The 11,727-nt window shown below is 56.5% G+C and carries 10 protein-coding genes and 6 tRNA genes; 15 read left to right on the top strand and 1 reads right to left on the bottom strand.

Annotated elements, in window-relative coordinates:
* Positions 1–77: 77 nt before the first annotated feature.
* The 6 genes from CKF42_RS02195 to CKF42_RS02170 all read left to right on the top strand — a co-directional run bounded on the left by CKF42_RS02195 (position 78) and on the right by CKF42_RS02170 (position 652).
* Positions 78–162 (top strand) — tRNA-Leu (locus CKF42_RS02195).
* A gap of 22 nt (positions 163–184) precedes the next feature.
* Positions 185–259, top strand: a tRNA-Gln gene (locus tag CKF42_RS02190).
* Between the two features lie 34 nt (positions 260–293).
* Positions 294–368 (top strand) — tRNA-Gln (locus CKF42_RS02185).
* Positions 369–390: 22 nt separating this feature from the next.
* Positions 391–467 (top strand) — tRNA-Met (locus CKF42_RS02180).
* A 6-nt stretch (positions 468–473) separates the two neighbouring features.
* A tRNA-Gln gene (locus CKF42_RS02175) sits at positions 474–548 on the top strand.
* Positions 549–577: 29 nt separating this feature from the next.
* Positions 578–652: transfer RNA gene (locus CKF42_RS02170), tRNA-Gln, on the top strand.
* A gap of 97 nt (positions 653–749) precedes the next feature.
* Here the strand turns inward: CKF42_RS02170 and ubiF are convergent.
* On the bottom strand, positions 750–1,922 hold the full coding sequence (gene ubiF, locus CKF42_RS02165) for a 3-demethoxyubiquinol 3-hydroxylase (protein WP_046101415.1): 1,173 nt from the start codon (positions 1,920–1,922) through the stop codon (positions 750–752).
* A 172-nt stretch (positions 1,923–2,094) separates the two neighbouring features.
* Between ubiF and miaB the strand changes: the two genes are divergently transcribed.
* The 9 genes from miaB to CKF42_RS02120 all read left to right on the top strand — a co-directional run bounded on the left by miaB (position 2,095) and on the right by CKF42_RS02120 (position 11,673).
* On the top strand, positions 2,095–3,519 hold the full coding sequence (miaB, locus tag CKF42_RS02160) for a tRNA (N6-isopentenyl adenosine(37)-C2)-methylthiotransferase MiaB (protein WP_009091472.1): 1,425 nt from the start codon (positions 2,095–2,097) through the stop codon (positions 3,517–3,519).
* 209 nt (positions 3,520–3,728) lie between these two features.
* Entirely contained in the window at positions 3,729–4,790 is a 1,062-nt protein-coding gene (locus CKF42_RS02155; RefSeq protein ID WP_009091474.1) for a PhoH family protein, read from the top strand.
* A complete protein-coding gene (ybeY, locus tag CKF42_RS02150; RefSeq protein ID WP_058956316.1) occupies positions 4,787–5,260 on the top strand; it encodes an rRNA maturation RNase YbeY in 474 nt (157 codons plus the stop codon). Before CKF42_RS02155 ends, ybeY begins: the two co-directional genes overlap by 4 nt.
* Positions 5,261–5,342: 82 nt before the next feature.
* The gene (corC, locus tag CKF42_RS02145) at positions 5,343–6,224 is read left to right on the top strand and encodes a CNNM family magnesium/cobalt transport protein CorC (RefSeq protein ID WP_009091478.1); all 882 of its coding nucleotides are present in this window, start codon (positions 5,343–5,345) and stop codon (positions 6,222–6,224) included.
* Positions 6,225–6,228: 4 nt separating this feature from the next.
* Positions 6,229–7,752: an apolipoprotein N-acyltransferase gene (gene lnt, locus CKF42_RS02140; RefSeq protein ID WP_111207374.1), complete on the top strand. Its 1,524-nt coding sequence runs from the start codon at positions 6,229–6,231 to the stop codon at positions 7,750–7,752.
* Between the two features lie 602 nt (positions 7,753–8,354).
* The gene (locus tag CKF42_RS02135) at positions 8,355–9,251 is read left to right on the top strand and encodes an amino acid ABC transporter substrate-binding protein (RefSeq protein WP_009091482.1); all 897 of its coding nucleotides are present in this window, start codon (positions 8,355–8,357) and stop codon (positions 9,249–9,251) included.
* Between the two features lie 278 nt (positions 9,252–9,529).
* A complete protein-coding gene (locus CKF42_RS02130) occupies positions 9,530–10,270 on the top strand; it encodes an amino acid ABC transporter permease (protein WP_009091484.1) in 741 nt (246 codons plus the stop codon).
* Positions 10,270–10,947, top strand: a complete 678-nt coding sequence (gltK, locus tag CKF42_RS02125) for a glutamate/aspartate ABC transporter permease GltK (RefSeq protein WP_111207373.1) — start codon at positions 10,270–10,272, stop codon at positions 10,945–10,947. Before CKF42_RS02130 ends, gltK begins: the two co-directional genes overlap by 1 nt.
* Positions 10,948–11,673, top strand: coding sequence for an amino acid ABC transporter ATP-binding protein (locus CKF42_RS02120; protein ID WP_009091487.1), 726 nt, complete (start codon positions 10,948–10,950; stop codon positions 11,671–11,673).
* The last annotated feature ends 54 nt before the right edge of the window (positions 11,674–11,727 follow it).

Below are 11,727 nucleotides of genomic sequence, written 5' to 3'. Positions count from 1 at the left end.
GCTCAGCTGGTTAGAGCACAGCACTCATAATGCTGGGGTCACAGGTTCGATTCCCGTCGTAGCCACCATCTTTTTTTGCGGGAGTGGCGAAATTGGTAGACGCACCAGATTTAGGTTCTGGCGCCGCAAGGTGTGCGAGTTCAAGTCTCGCCTCCCGCACCATTTCATTATTCGGCAGCGTGGATGGGATATCGCCAAGCGGTAAGGCACCGGTTTTTGATACCGGCATTCCCTGGTTCGAATCCAGGTATCCCAGCCAATTTTGATGATTCTCGATGCTGAGAACGGACGAATGGGATATCGCCAAGCGGTAAGGCACCGGTTTTTGATACCGGCATTCCCTGGTTCGAATCCAGGTATCCCAGCCATCATTAAAATGCAGTACAATTTGGCTACGTAGCTCAGCTGGTTAGAGCACAGCACTCATAATGCTGGGGTCACAGGTTCGATTCCCGTCGTAGCCACCATATAATTGGGGTGTCGCCAAGCGGTAAGGCACTGGTTTCTGATACCAGCATTCCGGGGTTCGAATCCCTGCACCCCAGCCATACAAAGACAATTTGAAAAACACCATTATTGGGGTGTCGCCAAGCGGTAAGGCACTGGTTTCTGATACCAGCATTCCGGGGTTCGAATCCCTGCACCCCAGCCAAATTGCACAACAGGCCCGCTTTTGCGGGCTTTGTTGTTTTTGTCGTCTGCCTTTCTGACGGCTGACCCACACTGCGGCGAGCCAGACCGCCTCTCTGTTACAATCCCAGCGCGTAGCGCAGCACCTGCCGCTTCAGTACCCCGGAATGTTCGGCGGCGATCAGGCCGAGATTTCGTGCAAACCGCAGCGGAGCCAGCTGATTGCTGAAGGCGAAGTAGAAGAGATCCATCCCCCCCTGCATCAGCATGTTGTCGCGGCGGCGCTTGCGGTGATAACGCTGCAGCACCCGCTCAGAGGCCCACTCTTCCGCTGCGTCGCGCGCGCTGACCAGCACATCAATCAACGCATCAATATCGCGATAGCCCAGATTGACGCCCTGCCCGGCCAGCGGATTGATGGTGTGCGCCGCATCGCCAACCAGCGCCAGCCCCGGCAGCACATACTGCGAAGCGTGACGGCGCACCAGCGGGAAACTGCCCGCCGCGTGGGCTTTAAAACGTCCCAGCCGCGCCGGGAAGTGACTGGCAATCTCTTTTTCCAGCTGAGCCATCGGCATCGCCTGAAGCTGACGGACTCTTGCCGGTGCGTCATACCAGACCAGCGAGGCCCGGTTGTCATACAGCGGCAAAAAGGCGCGTGGCCCCTGAGGCGTGAAGTGCTGCCAGGTGGCATCGCCTGCCGGATGTTCACAGGTCACGCTGATCAGTAAACAGGACTGCGCATAGCTCCAGCCATGAATCCCGATGCCGGCCATCTGCCGCACCTGCGAATTGGCCCCATCGGCGCCGATTACCAGCCGGGTATGCAGCGTCACGCCATCGCTCAGGTCGACGCGCCAGCCGCCGTTTTCCGGCTGCAGATTTTCCAGCGTGGCCGGGCAGTAGCAGGTCACATCCCGCGACTGCATCTCTTCCCACAACGCGCGCTGAAGAACGCTGTTCTCGACCATGAAGCCCAGCTCCGGCAATCCCAGCGAGGCGGCATCGAAACTCACCTGCGCCGTCTGCCACTCCCAGGTTTCCAGCCTGCGATAAGGGGCGCTTCGCATCGCTTCCACACGCGGCCAGACGCTGAGCTGCTTCAGTAACGCCACCGAGGAGGAACCGATCGCTGAAATGCGCAGATCGGGATCGCTGTCGGCATCAAAGGGGGCGGGCTCGGCGCGTTCAATGACCGCCACGCGGAAACGCTGCTGCGTCAGTCCACAGGCCAGCGCAGCACCTACCATGCCTCCCCCGACAATCACCACATCAAACTGATTATCCTGCATTGCTTCTATCCTTCTCTTATTGCCGTCCGCCTGCGCAACACGGGTCTGAATACAGCAAAGTGTACCGGAAAACCGGATAGCTGACAGAAAAGCCCGCAGGCTGGTCACAACCGCATCAAAGCATTACAATACGCGCCCCGCACTTCACTGCACTGAATCAATGGCTAGCGCGATGACAAAAAAACTGCATATCAAAACCTGGGGATGTCAGATGAATGAGTATGATTCATCGAAGATGTCTGATCTGCTGAACAGTACGCACGGCTATACGCTGACCGAGGTCGCTGAAGAAGCGGATGTTCTGCTGCTTAACACTTGCTCTATCCGCGAAAAAGCGCAGGAGAAGGTTTTCCACCAGCTGGGGCGCTGGAGAAAGCTAAAAGAGCGTAACCCGGATGTGATCATTGGCGTGGGCGGCTGTGTGGCGTCACAGGAAGGAGATCATATTCGTCAGCGAGCGCCCTGTGTGGACATCGTATTTGGCCCGCAGACCCTGCACCGCCTGCCGGAGATGATCAACACCGTGCGCGGCAGTAAAAGCCCGGTGGTAGACATCAGCTTCCCGGAAATCGAAAAGTTTGACCGCCTGCCGGAACCCCGCGCAGAAGGTCCGACAGCCTTTGTCTCCATCATGGAAGGCTGCAACAAATATTGTACGTTCTGCGTGGTGCCTTACACCCGTGGTGAGGAAGTAAGCCGTCCGTGTGACGACATTCTGCTGGAGATTGCTCAGCTGGCGGCGCAGGGCGTGCGCGAAGTGAACCTGCTGGGTCAGAACGTCAACGCCTGGCGCGGTGCTTCCTTTGATGGCGACACCTGTACCTTCGCTGAGCTGCTGCGCCTGGTCGCCGCCATCGACGGTATTGACCGCATCCGCTTCACCACCAGCCACCCGATTGAGTTCACGGATGACATCATCGATGTCTACCGTGATACGCCGGAGCTGGTGAGCTTCCTCCATCTGCCGGTGCAGAGCGGCGCAGACCGCATTCTCACGCTGATGAAACGTGCCCACACAGCACTGGAATATAAAGCGATTATCCGCAAGCTGCGCGCGGCGCGTCCCGATATTGAGATCAGCTCTGACTTCATCATCGGTTTCCCGGGTGAAACCCAGCAGGATTTCGAGCAGACCATGAAGCTCATCGCCGACGTGAATTTCGATGTCAGCTTCAGCTTTGTCTACTCAGCCCGTCCCGGCACGCCCGCCGCTGACCTGCCGGATGATGTCAGCGAGGAGGAGAAGAAGCAGCGTCTGTGGATCCTGCAGGATCGCATCAACCAGCAGGCGCAGGCGATCAGTCGCCGCATGCTGGGCACCGTGCAGCGTATTCTGGTTGAAGGCATCTCCCGCAAGAACGTCATGGAAGTCTCTGGCCGCACCGAAAATAACCGCGTGGTCAACTTTGAAGGCTCACCTGAGATGATCGGCCGGTTTGTGGATGTTGAAATTGTCGATGTCTACACCAACTCCCTGCGCGGCAGGCTGGTGCGCACCGAAGATGAGATGGGCCTGCGCATGGCACAGAGCCCGGCGTCTGTGATTGCCCGCACCCGCAAAGAGAATGACATCGGCGTGGGTCTCTTCCAGCCGTGATACCGGCTTTATTGTGCGGCAGCGCGCCTCGCGCTGCCGCCAGTTTCACATTGCGACACTTGCTTTCTGAAGCTGTTGCCCAAATATCTCTCCTTAAGCTTGCGCCCAGGCGTTACGGCATAAATAATTTCGTTATGGTGCATCCGGTTAAGCTCAACGGTGCGTCAGACACACCCCATAACTGGCCCTGAGTGACCCAAAGGATTCGTTTGAATATCGAAACTCGTGAAATCGCCCTTGAACCGGCTGATAACCGTCGTCTGATGAGCCTGTGCGGGCCGTTCGATGACAATGTGAAACAGCTTGAGCGCCGACTGGGTATTGAGATCAATCGTCGCGACAACGTCTTTAAACTGGTTGGACGCCCGCTGTGCGTCAATGCCGCCGCCGATATCCTGAAAACGCTCTATGTGGATACGGCGCCCGTGCGCGGCGACATTCCGGATATCGAGCCGGACCAGATTCATCTCGCCATCAAAGAGAGCCGGGTGCTGGAACAAACCGCCGACAGCGTGCCGGAGTATGGTAAAGCGGTCAACATCAAGACCAAACGTGGCGTTATCAAACCGCGCACGCCGAACCAGGCGCAGTACATCGCAAATGTCCTCGACCACGATATCACCTTTGGTATCGGCCCGGCCGGTACCGGTAAAACCTATCTGGCCGTGGCCGCCGCGGTGGACGCGCTGGAGCGTCAGGAGATCCGTCGCATCATGCTGACCCGCCCGGCGGTAGAAGCGGGTGAAAAACTGGGCTTCCTGCCCGGCGATCTGAGCCAGAAAGTCGACCCCTATCTGCGCCCGCTCTACGACGCGCTGTTTGAAATGCTCGGTTTCGAGCGGGTTGAAAAGCTGATGGAGCGCAACGTCATTGAAGTAGCCCCGCTGGCCTACATGCGTGGTCGTACCCTGAACGATGCGTTTATCATTCTTGATGAGAGCCAGAACACCACCATCGAACAGATGAAGATGTTCCTGACGCGTATCGGCTTTAACTCCAAAGCGGTCATTACCGGCGATGTGACCCAGATTGACCTGCCGCGCCACGTTAAGTCCGGCCTGCGTCACGCCATTGAGGTGCTCTCTGATGTGGAGGAGATTAGCTTCAACTTCTTCCACAGCGAGGATGTGGTTCGCCATCCTGTCGTGGCCCGCATTGTCACCGCCTATGAAGCCTGGGAAGCGGCCGATCAGACCCGGCGTGACCAGCAGGCTGAAGAGCGCAAACGTGAAGCACTGGCGGCGCAGAGCGCAACCCAGGAGAGCAAATGAGCGAGGTGATTCTCGACCTGCAGGTCGCCTGTGAAAACAGCGCAGGGTTGCCGGATGAAAGCCAGTTTCATCGCTGGCTCTCGGCGGCGGTTGCCCCTTTTCAGCCCGACAGCGAAGTCACCGTCCGTCTGGTTGATGAAGCCGAAAGTCATGAGCTTAACCTGACCTATCGCGGTAAAGACAAGCCGACTAACGTGCTCTCCTTCCCGTTTGAAGCCCCGCCGGGTATTGAGCTGCCGCTGCTGGGCGATCTGATCATCTGCCGTCAGGTGGTTGAGCAGGAAGCGGCTGAACAGGGTAAAAGCGTGGAGGCGCATTGGGCCCACATGGTCGTGCACGGCACGCTGCATCTGCTGGGATATGACCATATTGATGACGACGAAGCCGATGAAATGGAAGGGCTGGAGACCGAGATAATGCTTGCTCTTGGGTATCCTGATCCGTACATTTCGGAGAAAGAAGACGCCTGAATCCCGCATTCAGGCTATCCGGCTGTCAGTGCATGTGGCTGACAGCCCCCATTCCTCACCAGAGAGATCTTTAAAAACCGCCATGAGCGACGACCATTCTCAAAACAGCGATGCACCCAGTAGTAAAAAGGGATTTTTCTCCCTGTTGATCAACCAGCTTTTTCACGGCGAACCCAAAAACCGTGATGAGCTACTGGAGCTGATCCGCGACTCGAACAACAAAGAGCTGATTGACCAGGACACCCGCGACATGCTCGAAGGGGTACTGGATATTGCGGAGCAGCGCGTGCGTGACATCATGATCCCGCGCTCGCAGATGATCACCCTGAAACGGAATCAGAGCCTTGAAGAGTGTCTGGATGTCATCATCGACTCCGCGCACTCCCGCTTCCCGGTGATCAGCGAAGATAAAGATCATGTGGAAGGTATCCTGATGGCGAAAGATTTACTGCCGTTTATGAGCAGCGAATCTGAACCTTTCAGCATTGAAAAAGTGCTGCGTCCTGCGGTGGTGGTGCCGGAAAGTAAGCGTGTGGATCGGATGCTGAAAGAGTTTCGCTCCCAGCGTTACCACATGGCGATCGTGATTGATGAGTTTGGCGGCGTCTCCGGCCTGGTGACCATTGAAGATATCCTGGAACTGATCGTCGGTGAGATTGAAGATGAGTATGACGACGAAGAAGATCGTGATATCCGTCAGCTCAACCGCCACACCTTCACGGTGCGCGCGCTGACCGCCATTGAAGATTTCAATGAGGTGTTTGGCACGCAGTTCAGTGATGATGAAGTCGACACCATCGGGGGCCTGGTGATGCAGGGCTTCGGCCATCTGCCTGCGCGCGGTGAAAGCATCGAGATTGAAGGTTACCAGTTCAAGGTGGCGATGGCGGACAGCCGACGCATCATCCAGGTTCATGTGACTATTCCGGAAAACGCGCCACAACCTCAACTGGAAGACGAATAAGTCTATGGCTTTCGCCTCACTTTACCCGCGTCAGCGGGTTCGCCTGCTGCTGGCTTTAATTACGGGTGCGTCTGGCACCCTCGCCTTCTCCCCCTACGATTTCTGGCCCGCCGCACTGCTGTCACTGTGCGGTTTACAGCTGCTGACCCTTAACCGTTCCACTCCGCAGGCCAGCGCCATCGGCTTTGTCTGGGGGCTGGGCCTGTTTGGCAGCGGCGTCAACTGGGTTTACGTCAGCATCGCCACCTTTGGCGGTATGCCCGGCCCGGTGAACGTGTTTATTGTGGCGCTGCTCGCCGCCTATCTGGCGCTCTATCCGGCCCTGTTTGCCGGTGTGCTGAACCGCCTGTGGCCCCGCACTTCGCTGTGGCGACTGGCGCTGGCCGCCCCGGCGCTGTGGCAGATCACCGAGTTTCTGCGCGGCTGGGTGCTGACCGGCTTTCCGTGGCTGCAGTTTGGTTACAGCCAGATCGACGGACCGCTGAAGGGTCTGGCACCGCTGGCGGGCGTTGAAACCCTGACCTTCCTGCTCATGGTTATCGCCGGGCTGCTGGCTTATGCCCTGCAGCAGCGCAATGTCAGAAGTCTGATCGCCGCGCTGCTGCTGCTGGCGCTGCCGTGGCCATTGCGCTACCTCCAGTGGGTTGAGCCGATGCCCGAACGCACCGTCGAGGTGGCGCTGGTTCAGGGCAACATTCCGCAATCCATGAAGTGGGACCCGCAGCAGCTGCTTAACACGCTGCGCATTTACACCGGTCTCAGTCAGCCGCTGATGGGCAAAGCGCCGATCATTATCTGGCCGGAGTCAGCGATAACCGATCTGGAAAGCAACCAGCAGCCCTTCCTGCGTTCGCTGGATGATGAGCTGCGTCAGCGCGGCAGTTCGCTGGTCACCGGAATTGTTGACTCCCGGCTGGAGCAGAACCGCTATCACGACTACAACACGGTCATCGTGCTGGGCGGCAAAGCGCCGTACAACTACTTCAGTGGCAACCGCTACCAGAAAAATCATCTGGTGCCGTTTGGTGAATTTGTGCCGCTGGCCGATCTGCTGCGTCCGCTGGCTCCGTTCTTCGATTTACCGATGTCCGCGTTCAGCCGGGGCAACTATCTCCAGCCGCAGCTCAGCGTGGCGGAATATCACCTTACCACGGCGATCTGTTATGAGATCGTGCTGGGTGAACAGGTGCGGGCCAACTTCCATCCCGATACGAACTTCCTGCTGACCGTTTCTAATGATGCCTGGTTTGGTCACTCGATCGGCCCGTGGCAGCATTTCCAGATGGCGCGGATGCGGGCGCTGGAACTGGGTCGTCCGCTGTTGCGCAGCACTAACAATGGCGTCACGGCCGTAGTGGATGCGAAAGGCGATGTGGCGTCAATTCTGCCGCAGTTCACCCGCGATGTCCTGACCAGCAAAGTCACCCCGACCCAGGGGGAAACGCCCTACGCGAAAGCGGGCGTCTGGCCGGTGTGGTCACTGACGCTGCTGGCTGCGGTAATTGCCCTGCTGCGTCGCCGTCGATAACCGCCTGGATGCCGCAAGGCCAGCTGTGAGATCCAGCCAGCGCAGGAAACACGGCCAGGCAAAAACCGCCCTCTCTGACACACCCGACCCGCGTCGTCCATGGCGCGGGTCGCTTTCCACTTCAGCCCCTGTTCCCTGCGCTTTCATCTGACGCTTTACTGCCAGATTCATCCGCTTCAGGTGTGTCAGCCTTCTGAGGCTTCGTTTTTTATTTCTTTCTCCCCGATATAACTCACTCTCCTGACCGCATACTCTGCTGCCTTTCTCGCTCTTAACCGCTTTCTGGCACGATGATTGCTAAATATTTCAGTGTTTTTCACAAACAGGCTGATTGCAGGCGCTGACAGCGAGCCGGTTGCACCAAAACCATCCGCACCGCTGCACCGTTACCGCGCAGTGCGGGATATTTGCCTTTTTTTGGTGCGTATCACCTCGCAAAACAGAAACTTTTTTGTTTCATTGCGTTAACAATCCGCTATGTTAGTGACTCTTCTGCGCCCGTTTTCAGCGCAGAAAGAGCCCGGACGCAGCAAAAAACAGACACAACATCATAATCAGCGCAGGTTATAGCCTGTGCCTTTTTCATACGAAGGAGTTGGAACATGCAACTACGCAAAGTGGCATTATCTCTTCTGCTGATCAGCGCAGCGGCGGGAGCGGCCCAGGCGGAAGATCTCAGCGGCACCCTGAAAAAGATCAATGACAATGGCGTTATTGTGGTCGGGCATCGCGAATCATCAGTTCCCTTTTCTTATTATGACAACCAGCAAAAAGTGGTGGGCTATTCACAGGCCTATTCCAACGCCATCGTGGACGCCATCAAAGCAAAACTGAATAAGCCGGATCTGCAGGTCAAGATGATCCCTATCACCTCTCAGAACCGTATTCCGCTGTTGCAGAACGGCACCTACGATTATGAGTGTGGCTCGACCACCAATAACCTTGAGCGCCAGAAACAGGCAGCCTTCTCTGACACCATTTTTGTCATCGGCACCCGTCTGCTGGTGAAGAAAGGTGGCCCTATCAAAGATTTCGCTGACCTGAAAGGCAAAACCGTCGTTGTGACCTCCGGCACCACCTCTGAAGTGCTGCTGCATAAACTCAATGACGAACAGAAAATGGATATGCGCATCATCAGCGCAAAAGATCACGGCGACTCTTTCCGCACCCTGGAAACCGGTCGTGCCGTGGCCTTTATGATGGATGACGCGCTGCTGGCTGGCGAACGCGCGAAAGCGAAAAAACCGGACAACTGGGAAATCTTAGGTACGCCGCAGTCCAAAGAGGCCTATGGCTGCATGCTGCGTAAAGATGATCCACAGTTCAAAGCCCTGGTGGATGAAACCATCGCTAAAGCCCAGACCTCCGGTCAGGCTGAAAAATGGTTCGACACCTGGTTTAAACAGCCGATTCCGCCTAAGAACCTGAACATGAACTTTGAACTGTCTGAAGACATGAAAGCACTGTTCAAAACGCCGAACGATAAAGCACTGAATTAACAACAAAATACCCAATGGATTTCAGGTTGCATCACGGTGGCCAGAGTGAATCCCGATGCGCTTACGCAGGTAAGTGATTCGCGTGAATCAACGCAGCCAGCAACATGGCAGCCAGAAAGACGGCGGGTATAACAAGGGCAGCCCGGCTGCCCTCTCGATTGCTGAAACCGCGGCATGGACAGACAGACTGACACGGGTCGTTCCCCTGCGTCAGAAGATAAAACGCCGTTCATCAATCTTCAGGGTAGCTTCGCTACCCTTTTTTTCCGGAGCTCGTTATGGGTATCGATTGGAACTGGGGCATCTTTCTCGAACAGGCCCCGTTCGGTAACACGACCTACCTTGGCTGGCTGTGGTCCGGTTTTCAGGTGACGATTGCTGTCTCCTGCTGCGCCTGGATTATTGCCTTCTTTGTGGGTTCATTTTTCGGCATTCTGCGCACCGTGCCTAATCGCCTGCTGGCCACCATTGGCACCTGCTATGTCGAACTGTTTCGTAACATCCCGCTGATCGTCCAGTTCTTCTTCTGGTATCTGGTCGCACCTGAACTGGTGGGCGAGAAGCTCGGCATGTGGTTTAAGTCGGAGCTGGATCCCAACATTCAGTTTTTCCTCTCCTCCATGATCTGTCTTGGCCTCTTTACCGCGGCCCGCGTCTGCGAGCAGGTCCGTGCTGCCATTCAGTCACTGCCGACCGGGCAGAAGAATGCGGGTCTGGCGATGGGATTAACCCTGCCGCAGACCTACCGCTATGTGCTCCTGCCGAATGCGTATCGCGTGATTGTCCCGCCGATGACGTCGGAAATGCTGAACCTGGTCAAGAACTCGGCTATCGCCTCCACCATTGGTCTGGTCGATATGGCCGCACAGGCGGGCAAACTGCTCGACTATTCGGCCCATGCCTATGAGTCCTTTACCGCCATTACGCTCGCCTACGTCGCGATTAACCTGGTGATTATGTTGTTGATGAGTCTGGTCGAGCGCAAAGTCCGGCTGCCAGGCAATGCGGGAGGCAAGTAATGTACGAGTTTGACTGGAGTTCCATTGCTCCCAGCCTGCCCTATCTGCTCAACGGCCTGGTGATTACGTTTAAAATCACCCTGACCGCCGTGGTCTTCGGCATTCTGTGGGGCACGCTGCTGGCGGTAATGCGTCTGTCGAGCTTTAAGCCGATCAGCTGGTTCGCCAAAATTTATGTCAACCTGTTCCGCTCCGTGCCGCTGGTGATGGTGCTGCTCTGGTTCTATCTGGTGGTGCCGAGTTTTCTGCAGCAGGTGATGGGCCTGTCGCCCAAAACCGATATCCGGCTGATTTCAGCCATGGTCGCTTTCTCGCTGTTTGAAGCGGCTTACTACTCTGAAATTATTCGCGCCGGCATCATCAGTATTTCACGCGGCCAGGGTAACGCCGCGCTGGCGCTCGGCATGACGCCGTGGCAGTCGATGAGACTGATCATCCTGCCGCAGGCGTTTCGCGCCATGGTTCCGCTGTTACTGACCCAGGGTATCGTGCTGTTCCAGGATACCTCACTGGTCTATGTCTTAAGCCTGGCGGACTTCTTCCGCACCGCGTCCACCATTGGTGAGCGCGACGGTACCCAGGTGGAGATGGTTCTGTTTGCCGGTCTGGTCTACTTCGTGATCAGCCTGAGTGCATCGCTGTTGGTCAGCTATCTGAAAAGAAAAAGGACGGTTTAAATGATTAGCCTGAAAAATGTTTCTAAGTGGTATGGTCACTTTCAGGTGCTGACCGACTGCTCAACCGAGGTCAAAACCGGTGAAGTGGTGGTGGTGTGCGGGCCGTCCGGCTCCGGTAAATCGACGCTGATCAAAACGGTTAACGGACTTGAGCCGATCCAGCAGGGTGTGATTGCGGTGAATGGCACCGAGGTGAACAACAAAAAAACCAACCTGGCGCAGCTTCGCAGTCAGGTTGGCATGGTGTTTCAGCACTTCGAACTCTTCCCTCACCTGAGCATTATCAACAATCTGGTGCTGGCGCAGGTGAAAGTGCTGAAGCGCGACAAAGCGGCCGCGCGGGAGAAGGGGCTGAAACTGCTGAAGCGAGTGGGTCTGGCCGCGCATGCTGAGAAGTTTCCCGGTCAGCTTTCCGGGGGCCAGCAGCAGCGTGTGGCGATTGCGCGGGCACTCTGCATGGACCCCATCGCGATGCTGTTTGATGAGCCGACCTCCGCACTGGACCCGGAAATGATCAATGAAGTGCTGGATGTCATGGTCGAACTGGCCCAGGAGGGGATGACAATGATGGTGGTAACCCATGAGATGGGCTTCGCCCGCAAGGTAGCCAATCGCGTCATCTTTATGGATGAAGGGAAAATTATCGAAGACACCAATAAAGATGACTTCTTTAATAATCCGCAGTCTGACCGCGCCAAAGATTTCCTCGCCAAAATCCTGCACTAATCCCGGCCATTATGCGGGTCACCACCGGTGGCCCGCCTCACGCATGCGATGACG

The organism is Pantoea sp. ARC270 (genome assembly GCF_003236725.1).
Classification (GTDB): domain Bacteria; phylum Pseudomonadota; class Gammaproteobacteria; order Enterobacterales; family Enterobacteriaceae; genus Pantoea; species Pantoea anthophila.
This window is presented reverse-complemented; position numbering and strand designations above follow the sequence as displayed.